Genomic DNA, 18,042 nt, shown 5'->3' with positions numbered 1-18,042 from the left:
CGACCTGCCGACCACTTCGATACGGTGTTGCCTGAGCGCTACAGGCAATCGGCGCGGGTGACCTGGAAGTGAGAAACCACCTCGCCGGTCGAATCCCGGTAGGAGTAACCGATCCGGGCGCCGCCTTTGAGCAAATCGAGATACAACGCCGTGCTGCAGGCATTGCCCAACACCGACTTGCGCATCACCTGCTCGAACTGCCCGCGATAGTCCGTTGGAACCACGTCGTCCGGCAGGGCAAAGCGCATCTCGATCTGCTGCCCTTCGACGAGGTCAGCGCCGTCCAGGCGGGTGACTTCATCGAGCATCATGGGCGCGTTCTTGTTCAGAACCTGAACCGCCCGTTCGAGTTTTTCCTGGGTGCTCGGGTCCAGGCGCCAGGAAAAAAGCACCTTTCCTGCTGGCACTGTCATGAGTACCAGAAACGTAATGAGCAGAATCTGTTTCAACCGGAAAGCCTTGGCTGGATGCCCGCTCATACCGGCGGACAAGGTCGAAGCAGATGTTGAGCTGGAGGGATTCACGAAGCATCCTTGCAGTGGCGCAGTGACATCATTCAATGGCGGCGATAGTAAACAGCCATCACTTTGACGTCAATCATCCGCCAGCCCTTCTACCGTGCAAAAAAAACGGTCACCCCGACAGAATCCGGGATGACCGCTGGTTTGCTTGAGGTGATTACTTGGTGAGTCTGTCGTAATCCATCTCACCGGCCACTTCACGGAAGTTCATGTGGTCCAGTTGGTTGGCGGTGCGATTGGCGCCTGTCTTGTCGGAGCCATCGGAGGCCAGGCCGCGCTCGGGTTGGCCATTGGCAGCGACCGAATTGGCACCTACGTGATCGGCACCGTCGGCCGCTACGCGATTGGCACCGACTCTGTCTGCGCCATCAGCTGCTACGCGATTGGCACCGACCTTGTCTGCGCCATCGGCTGCCACGCGGTTGGCACCGACCTTGTCTGCGCCATCGGCTGCAACGCGATTGGCACCGACCTTGTCTGCGCCATCGGCTGCCACGCGGTTGGCACCGACCTTGTCTGCGCCATCGGCTGCAACGCGATTGGCACCGACCTTGTCTGCGCCATCGGCCGCTACACGATTGGCGCCGACCTTATCTGCGCCATCAGCCGCTACACGATTGGCGCCGACCTTATCTGCGCCATCAGCCGCTACACGATTGGCGCCGACCTTGTCTGCGCCATCGGCAGCCACACGATTGGCACCGACCTTATCCGCGCCATCAGCCGCTACACGATTGGCGCCGACCTTGTCTGCGCCATCAGAAGCAACGCGATTGGCACCGACTTTATCCGCGCCGTCAGCAGCCATGCGATTGGCACCAACATTATCCGCGCCGTCCGAGGCCATGCGGTTGGCACCAACATTATCCGCGCCGTCCGAGGCCATGCGGTTGGCACCAACATTATCCGCGCCATCGGAGGCCGTTGCGTTGGCGCCGACATGGTCCGCACCGTCGGATGCCGTCCGGTTCGGTCCGACTTTCTCCGAACCGTACTCGGCGACAGTCTTGCTGTCCTTCACTTCGTCGGCCGCGCATGCAGCGGACACACCCAGAGCCAGCACGGAAACCGTCAGGCCCATAATCAATTGTCTCTTCATAACCGATTGCTCCAGATGTCATGTCGGTTGATGCGAGCGAAATGCCCGGGGTTGCTTTCCTGAACCAATGAAAGACCGTTATTTGACAACGAACGACGATAACTTCCCTGAGTCGCGCACTCGGCCAACCCGCTAACACACCACGCTAAATGGCACGCGGTGATAACGCTGTTTGGATGCACGGGTTCAGCGTAGTCCCAAAGAGCGGTTCGTGCCCGTGATTGCGGGACAATCCGCCGGGTGGTGGAGGGTTTTCACCACAAGATTTTCGAGCCGCTAGTTCGCCATTAGTTCGCCGAGCGCCATGGAAAAGCACGATTGTGCAAGTTGGCGCTAATTGATGTTCGGGCGATTGGTTTAGTTTCGGTAACAATAGTTGATGTCACACGGACCGTAGCAGCACGGCTTGCCGGCGGGAGCGGTGTGTCAGGCGACTGGTTTCTCAACGACATACGCTCCCGCCGACAAGCTGCGCTGCTACGGGAGGTGCGTTCCAGAGCCGCTGCAGCCCCCCATCATTACCGTTAATGACGACCATAAAGACGATTGTCTTCAGCTTTCCAGGGGCTCGCGTAACATCACGCCATCACTTGCTCATCCCCCATTCCAGCTCAAAGGACCATCGCCATGACTATCCACCTGATTAACGCTGCCGTCCTCTCCGTCGTGACCGTGTTCCTGGTCAACCGTGCATTTGCCCTGTACGACCTGGTCAACGCAGCGACTGTTTCCGAACATATCTAAGCCCCAGCGGATGCCGGGAGGCTCACGGCATTGGCCGGGTTTCCTGGGACATGAATTCGGTGATTCGCGAACGCAACCAGCGTTCGGCCGGATCGTTGTCGTGGACGCCGCTCCAGACCATCGACAGCTCAGCAGGCTCGATGGCGAACGGCGGATCTTCAGCGCGTAGCGCACAGCCTTCCACCAAGGCACAGGCGGCATAATCCGGGACCGTGGCAATCAGCTCCGTGCCCGCCAGCAACGCCCGCAAGCCACTGAACTGCGGCACCGCCACCACGACCTTGCGCGCCCGCCCGACCTTGGCCAGGTCCAGGTCGATGTTGCCCGAGAGGTCCCCCGAGAACGACACCATGGTGTGCGGCCTTGCGCAGTAATCATCCAGCGTCAGCGTGCCCGGACGCTTGTCGCCGCGCAGCACCTTGACGCCGATATCCCGCAGTTTCTTGCGCTTGGCGTTGGCCGGCAATTCGGTGGTGTAGCTGATGCCGACCGAAATCTCTCCCGAGGCCAGCAGTGCCGGCATCAACAGGAAGTTGGCCCGACGCACCACCACGATGATCCCCGGCGCCTCTTCCCGCAGCCGGGTCAGCAGCGGCGGAAACAGACCGAACTCGGCGTCGTCCGAGAGCCCGATGCGGAAGATGTCGCAACTGGTGGAGGGATCGAACTCCTTGGCCCGGCTCACCGCACCGGAAATGGTATCCAGCGCAGGCTTGAGTTCCTTGAGAATGTCCAGCGCCCGCGCGGTGGGCTCCATGGCCCGGCCGTTGCGCAGCAGCAACGGGTCGTCGAACAGGTCGCGCAGCCGCGCCAGGGCCGCGCTGATCGCCGGCTGGCCCATGAACAGTTTCTCGGCCACCCGCGTCAGGTTGCGTTCGAACATCAGGGCTTCGAAGATCACCAGCAGGTTCATGTCGACGCGGCGCAGGTCGTTGCGATTCATTGAGTCATTCCGTGGTCAGCGTGGAGGATGCCGAAGCGGCGAGCGGGCATGAGCATATCCTTTGCAACGGCGTCGTTGAACCGGGATTTTCGCGAACCAGCCTGCGCAGGTATACACGCCTAGCCGCGTGAGGAATTGAACGAATGTGCGCTTTGAAAACGCCCCCGGATCGCTGCACAGCACTGACTGACTAAAATCAGCACAGCGCATCAATTCAAGCATCGCCGATGCCTGACAGAGTGGCACCCTGCTTTCGCTCTCTGAATAAGGCCGATCCATGGCAAGCCGCTTATCCGTTCTGACCCTGGCGCTGGTCGCCATCTCCCCTGACCTTATGGCCGCCACCGACGATGAACATGGCTTTCTGGCCGACACCTCGCTTGACGTCCTGTCGCGTAATTTCTTCCTGCAAAACGACTACCGAACCGGGCAACGGGACCAGAGTTATCGCCAGGAATGGGCCCAGGGCTTTATCGCCAACCTGCACTCGGGCTTCACCCAAGGCACCCTGGGTGTGGGTGTCGATGCCCATGGTTTCTACGGCCTGAAACTCGACGGCGGTCGCGGCCATGCAGGCGCCGGGCTGCTGCCGCTGGACAGCGACGGCCGTGCCGAGAGCGACTATTCCGATGCCGGCGCCGCGCTGAAACTGCGGCTGTCGAAGACCACCCTGAAAGTGGGCGAAATGGAAGTCGAGACGCCAGTTTTCGACACTGGCGACAAACGCCTGCAACCCGAGTATGCGACGGGCCTGCTGCTCGACAGCCGAGACATCGACGGTCTGAAGCTGGTGGCCGGACACTTCAACGCGTTCAAGAATCAGAATGCCTCGACGTCCAGAGGCGACTTCGACGGATACGGCGCCAGCACACGGGGTCGCTCCATCAGCCTGGCGGGGATCGAGACCACCACCAAGGGGCCGGTCGGCGGATCGGTCTACGCCTCGCAACTGACCGACACCTGGCGCCAGTACTACGGCAACCTGCATTACCTGAACGTGCTTTCGGACAACAGTGCCCTGCTGCTGGACAGCAATCTGTACCGCACCCTGGATCAGGGCAGCGCCCGCGCTGGCGCAATCGACAACACCGCCTACAGCCTCTCGGCGCGGTACAGCGTGGGCGTCCAGGCGTTCACCCTGGGCTGGCAGAAGATAGATGGCGACACGCCGTTCGATTTCGTCGGTGGCGACTCGATCTACCTCGCCAACTCGATCAAGTACGCCGACTTCAACGGCGCCCACGAACAGTCCTGGCAGCTGCGTTATGACCTGGACGCCAGTGCATTCGGCGTGCCGGGGCTCAAGTTCATGACCCGCTACGTGCGCGGCAGCCAGATCGACGGCACCCACGCGCCACAGGGTGCGGTCTATCAACCGTTCGATGAGGTCACGGGGCGGTATCAGCCGATCCAGGGCCAGGGTGGGCGACACTGGGAGCGGGATATCGATGTGAAATATGTGGTGCAGTCGGGTCCGGCCAAGGACCTGTCGCTGAACCTTTCCCACGTCGCTCACCGGGGTAACGCAGCTCAGGGCGGCGACGATATCGACCGGTTGTATATCGTGGTGGAGTACCCGCTGGACCTGCTCAAGTAAGCCCGATCACTGCGCGCAGCAAGCTGGCGCCCCGGCCATGGAGCGGCGCCAGTTGAACGGGGTGATACCCACTTCACGGGTGAACACCCGGGTGAAATGGGATTGATCGGCAAAGCCGCAATCCAGGCTGATCTGCGAGATGGTCAGCGCCGAATCGCCGAGCAGGCCCTTGGCCTTGTCCAGGCGCAGTTGCAGGTACCAGTCACGGGGGGACAGGCCGGTGTTTTTCTTGAAGGCGCGGGAAAAATGGCTACGCGACAGGGAGCACTCATTGGCAACCTGGGCAATCGACAGGCCCTTGTCCATCTGGCTGGCCATCAACTCCTTGGCGCGGCGTTCCTGCCAGGGCGACAGCGCCACGCGGTCGGCCGAGGCGTCAGGTTCGGGCTGTTCGTCGACCGGATTCAGATACACCGACAGCTCGTGAACGACCTGGTCCAGCAACTCCTGCTCACTGCCCAGCAGTGAACGCATGGAGGCCAGCAGCGAGCGAAACTGTGAAGGGTTCATGGCGTTCATTTCGGGCTCTCCAGCTTACCAGGGCGGTTCATGGAGTCTGGGCGGGCACCACCTTAAAGTCCTTCCTGAGGCATTAAATGTTCTGAATGGTTAATAACGCCACCCGTCTCAAGGGCCCATTGCAGACGCTTTCAGAACTTTTCAGGTGCAGCACAAAGACGATCATGGCGGTGAGCGCTATGGTCAATTTTCCGAGGCAGGTTCGCTGCGAGGGATGCAAGTGACCACCCGATACATAGCTGGCGTCTCGATCCCCAACAGCGCGATGGCACGCGCGGCGACCGAGCTGATGCGCGACACCCAGTCCGGGCTGCTGTTCGATTCGGCCCTGCGTACCTTTGTGTTCGCGAGCCTGCTGGGTCAGGGACGAGAATTGCGTTACAGCCCGGAATTGCTGTACGTCGGCGCGCTTTTTCTGCGCATTGGCGTGACGGCGCTCTACCGACACTCGCAACGGCGCTTCGAGGTGGACAGCGCGGATGCGGCGGCGGAATTCCTGCGCGGGTTCGGGCGCTCCCGCGAGGACATCGACGGGGTCTGGGATGCGATCGCCCTGCACACTACGCCCGGAATCGCCCGGCACAAACCGGCACTGACCGCGCTGCTGGCTACTGCGGTGGAGGCCGATCTGCTGGGCCGTCATTGCCAGACGCTGTGCCCCGATACGCTGGCGCGAATCCTCAGTGCCCTGCCCCATGAGCCTGGCTTCAAGGTCAAGTTGCTACACACCCTGGCGCTGGGCCAGATGCATCGCCCGCAAAGCACCTCGGGGACGGTGAATGCCGATGTGCTGGCGTTTCATGACCGGCAGATGAAAGTGGACGGATTCTGCAAACAGCTACTGGATGCGCGCTGGCCGTGATTCCGAGCCCGTAGCAGTCCGACTTGCCGGCGTAGCGTCCTCAAGATCGCTCCCGCGGGCAAGCCCGGCTGCTACGGGATTGGGTTGGATGAACGAGATCGGCCGGACACCTCAATCTGTAGGAGCGCGCTTGCCCGCGATGGCGGACTTGAAATCGCCGACGCCGGCAAGCCGGACTGCTACGTCGCCGCTGGCAAGGTAAACACGAAGGTCGTCCCGCCAAAACGCGCGGGCATCACGTACAACTGCCCGCCGTGGGCGTGGATGATGGTGCGGCAGATCGCAAGGCCCATGCCCATGCCTTTGTCCTTGGTGGTGAAGAATGCGTTGAACACCTTGCCCAGGTGCTCGGCCTCGACGCCGGGGCCGGTGTCTTCCACGCTGACCACCAGGTACTCCTCCGCCACAGCATGGCTGGCAATCGACAACCGGCGCAATACATGATCGCCAGGACTCATCGCCTCAAGCGCATTGACGATCAGGTTCAACACCACCTGCTGCAACTGCACGCTGGAGCCCATCACCTGCAGCGGCGAGCGGGTCAGGTCGGTGGTCATCAGCACCCGTTGCTGCTCGCCTTCCGCCTGGGTCAGCGCAACCACATGGCGGATCACGTCGTTGATCTGCAGCGCGCGACGGTGCTGCGCATCCTGGCGCGCCAGTGACTGCAAGGCCCTGACGATGTCTCCGGCGCGCTTGCCGTCCTGGACAATGTCATGCAAGCCCGATAGCGCCTCGCCGATCCGCGGCGTCTCGCGATTGAGCCAGCGCAGGCTGGCCGCGGCGTTGGACACCATGGATGCCAGCGGCTGGTTGATCTCGTGAGCGATGGAGGCCGCCAGTTCGCCCATCATCGTCGCCTGGGACACCTGGGCAAGCCTTGCCCGGGCAGTGCGCAGCGCGGTTTCAATGTCCTGACGGCGGGCGTTTTCCCGCAGCAACTGGTCATGCAGGCGTGCGGTTTCCAGCGAAGTCGCCGCCTGCCCTGCCAACAGCTCCAGCACCCCTGCCCGGCTGGCCGTGAACACCCCAGGCGTCAGGTTGTTTTCCAGATACAGCACGCCGATCTGCCGGCGCTGCTTGAGCAACGGCAGGCAGACCGCCGAACGCACCTCCTGGTCCTTGAGGTACTCATCGGCGCCGAAATAGGCATCCGCCCGCACATCATCGATCAACAGACGCTGATGGGTGCGCATCACCCGATACAGGATCGACAGCGGCAAGTGCAGCTTGGTGGGGACCATCTGCGTGAGCTCGATCTGCAGCCCGGTGTCATCGCCCTGGCCCAGTGCGCAGATCTGCGGCGCATCGTTCTTGACCAGCATCAGCAGCGCTCGCTGCGCCCCGGCGTGGATCATGGTGGTGCTCATGAGCATTTCGATCAGCCGGTCCTGATCGGTTTCCTCGCTCAGGGCCTGGGCGGCCTTCATCACCGAAGACAAATCCAGGGTGTCCTGCCCGCCGGGAATGCTGATGGAGCTGCGCGAGACAACCGCCACTTCCTCATCGGACAGCCGTGCGCACAGCGCGGGTCGGTGCGCAACCGGATCCCCCGCCGACTCGCCCAGGGTCAGTTCGGGAATGTCCTGGAACTGCCGCCACTGGCAGCGGCAGGTGCGCAGGTCGGCCAGCAGGCTGGCGGCGCTCTGGTAGCGCTCATCGGGGTTCTTGGCAATCAGCTTGAACACCAGTTGCGAGAGCACTGGCGGGATGTCCCCCCGATAAAGGTTCAAGGCCGTCGGCTGGCGTGCGATGTGGCAGTACACCCACTCCACGGCATCGCGGGCCTCGAACGGCAGGCGCCCGGTCAGCCACTCGTAGAATGTCATGCCCAGCGAGTAGAGATCGCTGCGCTGGTCGGCACGCCGCTCGACCTTGCGCGACTGCTCCGGCGACATGTACGCCAGGGTGCCGCAGATCGAATCGGACACCGGCATGTGCCCGGACGGATGGGCCTGCACACTCAACCCGAAGCCGGTCAGGCGCACCACTCCATCGGCGCCTTCGAGCAGATTGCCAGGCTTGATATCCCTATGCAGCAGGCCGCTGACATGAGCCTGGGACAACGCCGCTGCTGCACCGATGGCGATATCCAGAAAGCGCTCCACGGAGAACGGTTCGTCGGCCCGCACATACAAGGGCTGAGCGGAAGGATCGCTGAGCACCAGCAACGGGCTTTCGACGCCCGACAACAGCGTCAGCGGCTGGGCCGCCCCGCGGGAACGGTTGGTCACGCGAGGACTTCCAGACGCTCGTGCATCTTCAGCAACTCGATGACATTGCGCGCGCACATCTTGGTCATGACGTGCTTCTTGTGGACCTTGGCCGTGACTTCGCTGGTGCCCAGTTCCACGGCGATCTGCTTGTTCATCCGGCCAGTGACCAGCAGTGCCATGACCTCTTTTTCCCGCGGAGTGAGGGTATTGAAGCGCTCGCGTACGGTGCTGGTCAGGCATCGCTCGAACAGATTGGCGGCGTCATCGGCCAGCGCCTCGCGCACCAGGTCCAGCAGTTGTTCGGGCTCGAAGGGCTTGGTGAGGAATTCGTGGGCACCGGCCTTGATGGCCTTTACCGACATGGCGATGGTGCCGTAGCCGGTCATGAAAATGATCGGAAAATGCAGGCCCCGGGCGAGCAGTTCATCCTGCAGGTCGAACCCCGTGCCCTGGGCCAGGTTGACGTCCAGCAACAGGCAGGTGGGTGCGTCCTCCACCGGCTGCGCAAGAAATGCCTCGGCGCTGTCGAAGGCGCTGCAGGCGATGTCTTCGGAGCTCAGCAGGCGCATCAGCGCAGTGCGGATGGCCGCGTCGTCGTCGACCACATACACCCTGGGTGTCGCTCTCATAAATGCTTCCGTCGGTTCAGCGGGCAGCCGCCAATGCTTTCTGATGCCGGGCATGATACCCGTCGGGGCCGCTTGGCACAGCGCGAACCGACTGCAGGCTTGCCAGGGTCGCGGGCGGATCAAAGGTGTATGGGTCGGGCCGCAGCGTCTGGCCTTCCAGCTCGTGCAAATGGCCGGTGCGCAGGCAGGCGCGGGTTGCGCTGAGCATCCGGTAGAAGCGGAACGGCCCTTGCGCCGTGACCATCAGCATCGATTTGGTCGCCAGGCGCACCATGCAATCCATGATGCAGGCACGGCCCAGGGTTGCGCACTCGAGCGCCGTGCAGGCCTGATCGAGGGTGAAACGCCCGTCCAGATCCGCCAGCAGCCGCAGCACCGTGCGTTCCTCCTGATTGAGCAGACGATAGCTCCAGGCCAATGATGATTGCAGGGTTTGCTGACGCGGCGGCGCGGTGCGCAGGCTGGCTGACAGCAAATGGACGCTGTCGTCCAGGCTTTGAATCAACTGGAACAGGCCCAGGGCGCACGCCCGTGCGGCCGCCATTTCCAGCGCCAGCGGAATACCGTCCAGACGACGGCAGACTTCGCCCACCAGCTCGACGCTGTAATCGTCCAGCTCCGCGTCAGGGGTGGCGGCGATCTGGCAATCCAGCGAGCGCCAGTGACGCATGAACAGTTGCGCCGAACCGCTGCCCAGAATCGCCTCGCGGCCGGCTTCAGGTCCGGGGGATGTCAGCGGTGGCACCCGCAGGCTGCGCTCGCCGGCGATGCGCAACGGCTCGCGGCTGGTGGCCAGGATGCGCACCGACGGCACGGCCAGCAGCAGGGTTTGCGCAAGCTCGGCCACCTGATCGATGAGGTGCTCGCAGTTATCGAAGATGATCAGCCCAGGGTTGCGTTCCAGATGTTCGATGAGCGCCTGCTGCAGCAGTTCGGGTTGCAGGCGCTCGACCACCAGCGCAGTGCCCAGCGCCCGGGCCACGGATTCGCGGCATTGCAACTGCGCCAAGGGCACGAAGCAGACAGGCATGGAGCCCGTCTCCAGCCGTTGCCTGCCCAAGGCCACGGCAAGGCTGGTCTTGCCCACACCGCCGGGGCCGATCAGTGTGACCAACGCTGCAGAATCGCTCAGCGCGGTGTCGATCTCAGCGAGCAGCGCCTGGCGCCCCACCAGTTCGACGGCGGCCGGCAGCCGGATGTTGCTGAAAGAAGGCGGTTGCACGGGGTTGGCCGGGGACGGCGGCGTCCCGTCGCCACCGCTGCACTCGCCCGCCAGCAACAGATAGCCGCGCCCCGGCACCGTGCGGATCAGGTCGCGATCACTGCCCAGCGCCTTGCGCAAGGCCGAGATGTGCACCTGCAGATTGTTTTCCTCGACCACCGTGTCCGGCCAGACCTGCTCCAGGATCTGCTCCTTGGTCACCAGATGCCCCTGATGGCGTACCAGCAGCTCAAGGATATCGAACGCGCGAGTGCCAATGCGCAGGGCAACGCCGTCTTTGAAAACGTCTCGCGACTCCAGGGAGACGGTAGCCTGACCGACACTGATCATGTTGTTCACACAGTCCTTTAAGTGGATAAGCACGCCCCTGAACCGCTGAACACAGCCACGGGCAGACGCCCGCGAGCCGGTTGCAACGCAGCTGATCCATTCTCATTCAGTGCCTATCTAACCAGCAAAACATGAACATGGATATTACCTGTAGGGGTAGTTACCGGCAGGTAATGGAGCCGCGAGCCTGGGCCATGCACCATCGGTTATAGACAGCCCGCCCCCGCTGTCCCTACCATCCCCGCGTGCCACAGCGGCCAGAATACCTCTAGCGGATATCACCCAATGTCGACAGTCGTTCCCCATTACTCACTGGCCTGGAGTCTGCTTCTGTTGCTCGCTGACGTGGTGGCCTGGCACCTGCTCGCCGAGCGCGGCCGGATTGCCCAGGTGGGCGCCCGCCTGGGCCTGTTCGTCGCCTACAGCCTGGTCATCATCAATGCCGGGGTCAGCCCGCTGGAGGCGCCCAACTGGCCTGACGACAGCGCGCTGCAATTCGGCGCCACGGCGCTGGCGATCGTCTGGTGGGTCTACGCCGCCCGCTCGCTGACCGTGGTGCTGGGGCTGTTGCTGACCGGGCGTGTCGGCCACAGTGGCCGCCTGTTGCAGGAGGTGATCGGTGCGGTGATCTTCCTGATCGCCATCGTCGCAGCCGCAGGTTACGTCTTGCAGTTGCCGGTCAAGGGCCTGCTGGCGACATCGGGGGCGATGGCGATCATTGTCGGCCTGGCCTTGCAGAGCACCCTGAGCGACGTGTTTTCCGGGATCATCCTGAACACCACCAAGCCGTATCAGGTCGATGATTCGATCTCCATCGACGGCATGGAGGGCAAGGTCATGGACATCGACTGGCGTGCCACGCACCTGCTGACCGGGGTCGGGACCATGGTGGTGATTCCCAACTCGGTGGCGGCCAAGGCGAAGATCGTCAACCTGAGCCGGCCGGTCAACATTCATGGGGTGTCGATCAACATCATGATGTCGCCGCACATCCGCCCGCGCCGGGTGCTCGATGCGCTGGAGCGGGCGTTGCAGGGTTGCAGCGCACTGTTGCAGACGCCCCGCCCTCGCGCCGTGGTCAAGGACACCAGCCCCACCACCATCGAATATGCCGTGACGGGGTTTATCAGCGATCTGTCGACCAAGAGCGATGTGCGCAACCTGCTGTTCGACCTGGCCTACCGGCATCTGGAAGCGGCGGGTATCGCCTGGCAATCAGAGACCACCGCTGAAGCCGTGTCTCGGCCGCGCGCACTGCTCGATGAGGTGAAGGTGTTCCGCACCAGCACGGCCGAGGAGAAGAATCAGTTGGCGCAAACCATGGTCGCCCGCGAATACGCTGCCGGGCAGACCATCATTGAGTTGGGTGAGGTGACTGACGGGTTGTATGTGATCGCCACGGGCGTGGTGTCGGCCAGTGTGCCGGACGGCAGCACCATGGTCGAAGCCGGGCGCATGGGGCCTGGCGAGGTGATGGGTGAACAGAGCGTGCTGGCGGATACACCGTCGGAGGGGCGGTTCAACGCGATCACCTCGTGCGTGATCTACCGCATCGACAAGGCCGCAACCCGCAGTGCCATGGAGCAACGAGCCGAAATCACCACCGCGCTGAACAAGCTTCAGGCGATTCGTCAGCAGAGCAGCCAGCACGTGTTGCTGCGCAAGCCGGTGGCGATCAAGAAGAGCAATTTTCTGGGGTGGTTGCAGAAGCGCTGATCGCGGTCCTTTCTCTTGTCGCGGGCGACCTCAAGGCCGCCCCCGCCGGCAAGCCGTGCTGCTACGGGAACGTGGCCAGCCCCCGAGAACACCGCAGATCCCCGTAGCAGCCGGGCTTGCCCGCGGGAGCGATCTCGAGGCCGCCACGCCGGCGAGCCGGACTGCTACGGGACCGGGGCCAGACCCACCCCCGAGAACACCGCAGATCTCCGTAGCAGTCCGGCTTGCCGGCGTCGGCGGTCTTGAAGGCAACCGCTGTCAGGCATCCCCCTCGAGCAGCGAGCGCAGCATCCACGCGGCCTTTTCGTGTACCTGCATGCGCTGGGTCAGCAAGTCCGCCGTTGGCTCGTCACTGACTTTTTCCAGCAAGGGGAACAGCCCACGGGCCGTACGTACCACCGCTTCCTGGCCCTTGACCAACTGGCGGATCATGTCGGCAGCCGCCGGAACCCCCGGCTCTTCCTCGATGGAAGACAACCGCGCGTAAGTCGAGTAGGTCCCCGGTGCCGGAAAGCCCAGTGCGCGAATACGCTCGGCGATGGAGTCAACCGCTGTCGCCAGCTCCGTGTACTGCTCTTCGAACAGCAAATGCAGCGTGCGGAACATCGGCCCGGTGACGTTCCAGTGGAAGTTGTGGGTCTTGAGGTACAGCACGTACGTATCAGAGATCAGCCGCGACAAACCCTCGACGATTTCTGCGCGATCCTGTTGGTTGATACCGATTTCGATAGCCATGTCTTGCTCCCTGTGGTCTGTGTCGCGTTTCGTTGTGACCATTCTAGGGAGCACGACTCAATAGCTGAAATCACTCATACCAATCGCAACCATCGACAATCACTATGACTGCGTACGGTCCGGCCGGGTCAGCCCCAGCTTGTCGATCCGATAGCGCAACATGTCACGGGTCAGCCCCAGCAGCCGCGCAGACTTGGTGACGTTCCAGTCGGTCTTGTCCAACACCTTGCGCACCATCTCGTTCTCGACTTCCGGCAGGTTCATGTTGCCCAGCCCCTCATCGACCGAATGCGACTGCGGATGCGCAGGTGCGTGAGAATGCGTGTTGGGCACCAGGTGCGGCACGAACGGCATCGGGCTCATGGGTTCGTCCATCAGGCTCATGCACAGGCCCAGTTGATGGGGCGCGATGCAGTTGGTCTGGGTCAGCAGCACCGTCTGCTCGAGCATGTTGCGCAACTCGCGCACGTTGCCCGGCCAGCTGTAGCTGCGCAACAGGTGCTCGGCTTCGTTGCTGAAATACAGATCGCTCTTGCCGTACCGCTTGCCGTGCATCTGCAGGAAGTGTCGCGCCAGGCGGATCACGTCATCGCCACGGGCCTGCAGACGCGGCACCTTGATCGAGATGATCCGCAGGCGGAAGAACAGGTCACGGCGGAACTTGCCCTGCTGCACCATCTGTTCGAGGTTGCAGTTGGTGGCGCTGATGATCCGCAGGTCGACCTTGCGCTCTTTAACCGAGCCGATGCGGCGCACGGTGCGGTCTTCCAGCAGCTTGAGCAGCTTGGCCTGCAGCAACAGGTCCATTTCACCCACTTCATCCAGGAACAGCGTGCCGCCATCGGCGGCTTCCACCAACCCTGTGCGACGATCCTTGGCGTCGGTGAACGCGCCCTTCTCATGGCCGAACAACTCGGCCTCGATCAGGTGGGCCGGGATCGACGCACAGTTGAATTCCACGAACGGTCCCTTGCTGCGCGGCCCGTCGAAATGCAGGGCGCGGGCGATCAGTTCCTTGCCGGTGCCGGTGTCGCCTTCGACCAGTACCGGCGGCAGATCGCTGCTGGTCATGCGTCGCTCGGCGTCAAGCAACTGAGTGACTACGCCCTTGACCGTCATCATGGCAGGTGAGTCGCCAATCAGCGCCTGCAACCCGGAATGCTTGGCTTCGCGGTCCTGATAGAACGACAGCGTGCGTTCAAGGCGCTCGGCGGCCAGTGCCTTGTCCAGCAACAGCTTCAATTCCGGCAGCGCCACAGGCTTGGTCAGGTAATGGAAGGCGCCCTCCTTCATCGCCGTGACCGCGTCTTCGATGTTGCCGTAGCCGGTCATCATGATGAGCTTCAGGTCCGGCGCGCTTTCCTTCAAGGCGTTGATCAACTCATGGCCGCTCATGCCCGGCAACGAGTTGTCGGTGAGCACCACGTCTGGCCGCCAGGTCTGGAGGGTCTTGAGCGCGTCTTCTGCCGAATGACAGACCCGCGCCTCGAAATCCCGACGCTCCAGATAGGTCTGGATGTTACTGGCCAGGAGCTCGTCATCTTCAACCACGAGTATGCTGTGTTCCATCGACTCCCCCTCCTGCCGCAATTTTGAAAGTCAGCTTCACGCGAGTGCCTTCCTGCTCCCGGCTGGTCAACGAGACCTTGCCGGCGAAGCGCTCCATGATCCGCTTGACCAATACCAGCCCCACGCCAAGCCCACCCTGTTTGGTGGTAAAGAACGGCTTGAACACCATCGCCTCCTGCTGCCGGGACATGCCCTTGCCGTTGTCGGCGACGGTCAGGTAGACCCGCCCGCGAGCAGGCTCTGCCTGGATGTCGATCACAAGCTTGCCGTCCTTGGTCATCGCCTCCAGGGCGTTGGCCATCAGACTGTTGAGAATCTGCGCCAGCAGAATGCGCTGGCTGATCACCATCGGAACCGGCTGCGGCGCGAACTCGACCTGAATGTTGGCGCGACGTATCTGCTGTTCATAGGACTGCAACACATCCTGCATGCACGCCACCACATCCACCGCCTCGGACTCGCCACTGATCGGTCGCAACGAGAGAAGCAATTCGCGTACCCACTTCGACATACGGTCAACCTGGTTGATGATGTCGTTGATGTTCTTCTGCGCCGCAGGGTCGACCACTTCCAGGGCAAGTTCAGCGCTGGAACGGATGGTCGCCAGGGGGTTGCGCAGGCTGTGGGCGACCGCCGAAGACATCTCGCCCAGGGCTGCGAACTTCTCGCTGTTGATCAACTGGCGCTGCTGGAATTCAAGCAGGCGCGAGGCCCTGCGCACGATCCAGAACAGCCCCAGGTAAATGATCATGCCGCCAAGCCCGGTGGACACCCAGATCACCACGTAGCCGCGCTCGATGCTGGCGATCAGGTCCTTGGGTTCCTTGTAGATTTCGACGATGGCCAGCACGTCCTTTTCTTCGGCGTCGAACAGCGGAATATAGTTTTCTATAAAGAGGTAATCCGGCGGGTTGAGGAACTTCTGTTCGTTCTGCCGGCGCTGGGTTTCGTGGTGTGCGGTGCCCGTGCGCTGGCGCGAATGGAACGCGGCTTCGAGGTCGTCGTTGCCCAGGATCGCCTTGCCGATCAGGGCCGGGTTGGTGGACCAGATAATCACCCGATCCGGTGCGTAGACGTTGACCAGCAAGGCATCCGGCAAGGAAGAAATGTGGTCGAGAAACTCGTCCCGGGACTTGCGCCGGGTCTCTGGATCGACGTCGGCCACGGGCAGGTCGCGGCGGGTGTCGAGCAGTTCAGCCATGGTGCGGCTGGTGGGAATTTCTGCGTGGCGGATCTCGGCCGAAGCGATGGCGTGGACGAACTGGGAGGTCAGCAAGGAGTCGCGCTGCACCGCTTCACTGACCACGAAACGGGTGGAGATCAGGCCCAGCCCGATGGCCACCGAGGCGATCACCAGGAGGCTGACGATGGAGAACCAACGCAACAGATTGAAGGGAGGGCGAGGCTTCTTTTCGATTTCTTTGATGCTGGCCTGGGTCAGCATTTCGTTGCGTCCTACAGATCCCATGACAACCGTCCCGGACACGTTTTTTAAAGTCGGTATAGCGTAAGCACAGTCATTAAGATAGCTGCATTTCATCGACCTACGCGGCGATTGATATCAGTAAGCCACCACTGAACATGACCGTTCGGCGCTTAGTCCCTGATCGGCAAAGCAGTTTTCAGAAAAGCGTTGAACTTTGTTGAACGCAAACCGTCCGTCCGACTTTTTGCGCCCCACGGACTGCCCCCTTCCCCAGCCTTTCCCCAACAGTGGGGAGAGCGCCCCACTCTGCTTGTGCCCGACCTGTAAAACGCCCCGCCCGACTACCCCATAAAAATGCCAGAGGCCTTTTGAATCAAGGCTTTCGGGGTGTGTTTGAGATTCTGGTACAGAAGTTGCGCTAGGGCTTTCAGCCTCCTGGAACCGACGCTCCGTCCGACCCACGCCAGAGGCACGGTTCATTGCGAGAGGGAAGACAAATGCCCAGCAAACTGACCCACGCCGTAACGTTGCTGTCATTGATCGCAGCGATTCACGGTTCCGCCCAGGCCGCCTTGTTTGCGGTTGATCCTGGCCCCTACAGTCCGCAGATCGGTAACTTCGCCCAGTGGTACCAGGACACCCACGGTCGTACCCTGGACCTGTGCCTTGGCAAGGCACTGAGTTCAAGGGTGCCTTCCACCCCCGGCGTTCCATCGTACATGTGCACCCTGGCCGTCGCGCCCGGTGTGTTCGATGACAACCAGCCGATGGTATTCCCCACCAACTTCCCCGACGAGGCCTTCTGGTTTCTCGCGGACGCGGCCATTCCAACGGCCGGGGCGACCACGCTCAACCTCAAGTACACCGCGGCGCTGGAGGCGGCGTTCGGCGGCGGCGACCCTGCGCCCAACGATCAGATCAGCTTCGCGCGGATCCGCATCCGCATGAACGCGGCGCCCGGCGTGTACACCATTACCCACCCCTATGGTGTGGAAGTGTTCACCGTCGATCCTCCCGTGCCCAATGGCAACGGCAACGGTAACGGCGGCGCCAACGGGATCAAGGCCATCAACATGACCCGGGACATCGGCATCACCTCGCCCGGCGTGTTCACCGGCGCCCTGGGTGGCGATGTCGGCCCCTTCCTGCGCAGCGTCAACGGCCCGTACACCGAAACCGACCCGACCACCGGGATCGCCTCGCAGTACATCGGCGACCCGAACCTGACCGAGCAAGTGACCGGCAGCCCGTTCGGTACCAACTTCGTCCGCGTGCAGGGCCCCAACGGCCTGGACGTGCGCACCGACGTGTTCGGCATCACCGGCAAGCTGTCCACGGTCGTGCGGCCAACCCCGGTCGTGGTGCCTCGCGCCGACTACACCCGCAAGAATGGCGGCCCCGGCACAACCGGCGTCCAGGCCCAGGAAGACGTGTTCGCCCTGGCACCGCCACCTCCTGGCACTGCGCAGTACGCAGACACCTCGGCGGCCACTGTCCCGATGACCGAAGGCACGGCCACCGGCGCCTGGTACGGCCAGTCCACGGCCAATCCGAGCCCGCCTGCCAACGTGCAGGTCACCGCCGACAACCACCTGGCCATTGCCACCAGCACGCCGACCACTGTGCCCCACGCCCTGACGGACCTGGTGAAGATCAGCACCGCTACCTACAGCCTGAGCAACGGACAGATCACCGTGGCCGCCAGCAGCAGTGACGAAACCGGCAACGTCACCCTGACCGCAAGCGGCAGTTCCGGCGGCGCCATTGGCGCGCTGAGCAGCACCGGCACGGTCCGCACCCTGACCACCAACATCTCGCCCATTCCACCGGCGAAGGTCACGGTGACTTCATCCAATGGCGGCAGCGATACCGAAGAAGTGGTGATCGTTCCCTGATCGCAACCACTCCTTGCAC

The 18,042-nt window shown here is 62.6% G+C and carries 13 protein-coding genes and 1 pseudogene; 4 read left to right on the top strand and 10 right to left on the bottom strand.

Going from position 1 to position 18,042, the window contains the following annotated elements; translation table 11 throughout:
* Positions 1–38: 38 nt before the first annotated feature.
* The 3 genes and pseudogenes from NPS29_RS03465 to NPS29_RS03455 form a co-directional block, all read right to left on the bottom strand.
* Complete coding sequence (locus NPS29_RS03465) at positions 39–392, bottom strand: hypothetical protein (protein WP_274130727.1); 354 nt, start codon at positions 390–392, stop codon at positions 39–41.
* A gap of 505 nt (positions 393–897) precedes the next feature.
* Positions 898–1,110: pseudogene (locus NPS29_RS28790) on the bottom strand (hypothetical protein); the annotation flags it as partial.
* 1,276 nt (positions 1,111–2,386) lie between these two features.
* A complete protein-coding gene (locus NPS29_RS03455) occupies positions 2,387–3,307 on the bottom strand; it encodes a LysR family transcriptional regulator (protein WP_274130726.1) in 921 nt (306 codons plus the stop codon).
* A 277-nt stretch (positions 3,308–3,584) separates the two neighbouring features.
* Here NPS29_RS03455 and NPS29_RS03450 point away from each other — a divergent pair, with 277 nt between their 5' ends.
* The gene (locus NPS29_RS03450; protein WP_425312433.1) at positions 3,585–4,904 is read left to right on the top strand and encodes an OprD family porin; all 1,320 of its coding nucleotides are present in this window, start codon (positions 3,585–3,587) and stop codon (positions 4,902–4,904) included.
* A gap of 6 nt (positions 4,905–4,910) precedes the next feature.
* On the opposite strand, the gene NPS29_RS03445 is transcribed toward NPS29_RS03450, so the two are convergent.
* On the bottom strand, positions 4,911–5,423 hold the full coding sequence (locus NPS29_RS03445; RefSeq protein ID WP_274130725.1) for a helix-turn-helix domain-containing protein: 513 nt from the start codon (positions 5,421–5,423) through the stop codon (positions 4,911–4,913).
* A 220-nt stretch (positions 5,424–5,643) separates the two neighbouring features.
* On the opposite strand from NPS29_RS03445, the gene NPS29_RS03440 reads away from it, so the two are divergent.
* A complete protein-coding gene (locus tag NPS29_RS03440; RefSeq protein ID WP_274130723.1) occupies positions 5,644–6,285 on the top strand; it encodes a phosphohydrolase in 642 nt (213 codons plus the stop codon).
* A gap of 179 nt (positions 6,286–6,464) precedes the next feature.
* Here NPS29_RS03440 and NPS29_RS03435 read toward each other — a convergent pair whose 3' ends face one another.
* Genes NPS29_RS03435 through NPS29_RS03425 form a run of 3 tightly spaced genes read right to left on the bottom strand, consistent with a single transcriptional unit; the run spans position 6,465 to position 10,682 of the window.
* Positions 6,465–8,519 carry an ATP-binding protein gene (locus tag NPS29_RS03435; protein WP_274130721.1) on the bottom strand — a complete coding sequence of 685 codons (2,055 nt, stop codon included), beginning with the start codon at positions 8,517–8,519 and terminating at the stop codon, positions 6,465–6,467.
* Entirely contained in the window at positions 8,516–9,130 is a 615-nt protein-coding gene (locus NPS29_RS03430) for a response regulator transcription factor (protein WP_274130719.1), read from the bottom strand. The genes NPS29_RS03435 and NPS29_RS03430 overlap by 4 nt, the downstream gene beginning before the upstream one ends.
* Before the next feature lie 16 nt (positions 9,131–9,146).
* Positions 9,147–10,682, bottom strand: coding sequence for an ATP-binding protein (locus NPS29_RS03425; protein ID WP_274130718.1), 1,536 nt, complete (start codon positions 10,680–10,682; stop codon positions 9,147–9,149).
* Positions 10,683–10,967: 285 nt separating this feature from the next.
* On the opposite strand from NPS29_RS03425, the gene NPS29_RS03420 reads away from it, so the two are divergent.
* The gene (locus NPS29_RS03420) at positions 10,968–12,398 is read left to right on the top strand and encodes a mechanosensitive ion channel family protein (protein ID WP_274130717.1); all 1,431 of its coding nucleotides are present in this window, start codon (positions 10,968–10,970) and stop codon (positions 12,396–12,398) included.
* Positions 12,399–12,656: 258 nt separating this feature from the next.
* Here NPS29_RS03420 and NPS29_RS03415 read toward each other — a convergent pair whose 3' ends face one another.
* From NPS29_RS03415 to NPS29_RS03405, 3 genes are all read right to left on the bottom strand, one after another.
* Positions 12,657–13,133 (bottom strand): Dps family protein, encoded by a 477-nt coding sequence (locus tag NPS29_RS03415; protein WP_274130715.1) that lies wholly within the window; start codon positions 13,131–13,133, stop codon positions 12,657–12,659.
* Positions 13,134–13,235: 102 nt separating this feature from the next.
* On the bottom strand, positions 13,236–14,702 hold the full coding sequence (locus NPS29_RS03410; RefSeq protein ID WP_274130713.1) for a sigma-54-dependent transcriptional regulator: 1,467 nt from the start codon (positions 14,700–14,702) through the stop codon (positions 13,236–13,238).
* On the bottom strand, positions 14,677–16,146 hold the full coding sequence (locus NPS29_RS03405) for a sensor histidine kinase (RefSeq protein WP_274130890.1): 1,470 nt from the start codon (positions 16,144–16,146) through the stop codon (positions 14,677–14,679). The genes NPS29_RS03410 and NPS29_RS03405 overlap by 26 nt, the downstream gene beginning before the upstream one ends.
* A gap of 479 nt (positions 16,147–16,625) precedes the next feature.
* Here NPS29_RS03405 and NPS29_RS03400 point away from each other — a divergent pair, with 479 nt between their 5' ends.
* Positions 16,626–18,023: a hypothetical protein gene (locus NPS29_RS03400; RefSeq protein WP_274130711.1), complete on the top strand. Its 1,398-nt coding sequence runs from the start codon at positions 16,626–16,628 to the stop codon at positions 18,021–18,023.
* The last annotated feature ends 19 nt before the right edge of the window (positions 18,024–18,042 follow it).

It is taken from the genome of Pseudomonas putida, from assembly GCF_028682175.1.
GTDB classification, from domain to species: domain Bacteria; phylum Pseudomonadota; class Gammaproteobacteria; order Pseudomonadales; family Pseudomonadaceae; genus Aquipseudomonas; species Aquipseudomonas putida_AD.
The sequence above is the reverse complement of the archived record's forward strand: the minus strand, read 5'-3'. Positions and strand labels throughout refer to the sequence as shown.

Coding starts and splice junctions, on each gene's coding strand:
- NPS29_RS03455 (WP_274130726.1), bottom strand. CDS start 3,307: ATGAATCGCAACGACCTGCGCCGCGTCGACATGAACCTGCTGGTGATC.
- NPS29_RS03450 (WP_425312433.1), top strand. CDS start 3,585: ATGGCAAGCCGCTTATCCGTTCTGACCCTGGCGCTGGTCGCCATCTCC.
- NPS29_RS03445 (WP_274130725.1), bottom strand. CDS start 5,423: ATGAACGCCATGAACCCTTCACAGTTTCGCTCGCTGCTGGCCTCCATG.
- NPS29_RS03430 (WP_274130719.1), bottom strand. CDS start 9,130: ATGAGAGCGACACCCAGGGTGTATGTGGTCGACGACGACGCGGCCATC.
- NPS29_RS03425 (WP_274130718.1), bottom strand. CDS start 10,682: ATGATCAGTGTCGGTCAGGCTACCGTCTCCCTGGAGTCGCGAGACGTT.
- NPS29_RS03420 (WP_274130717.1), top strand. CDS start 10,968: ATGTCGACAGTCGTTCCCCATTACTCACTGGCCTGGAGTCTGCTTCTG.
- NPS29_RS03415 (WP_274130715.1), bottom strand. CDS start 13,133: ATGGCTATCGAAATCGGTATCAACCAACAGGATCGCGCAGAAATCGTC.
- NPS29_RS03410 (WP_274130713.1), bottom strand. CDS start 14,702: ATGGAACACAGCATACTCGTGGTTGAAGATGACGAGCTCCTGGCCAGT.
- NPS29_RS03405 (WP_274130890.1), bottom strand. CDS start 16,146: ATGCTGACCCAGGCCAGCATCAAAGAAATCGAAAAGAAGCCTCGCCCT.
- NPS29_RS03400 (WP_274130711.1), top strand. CDS start 16,626: ATGCCCAGCAAACTGACCCACGCCGTAACGTTGCTGTCATTGATCGCA.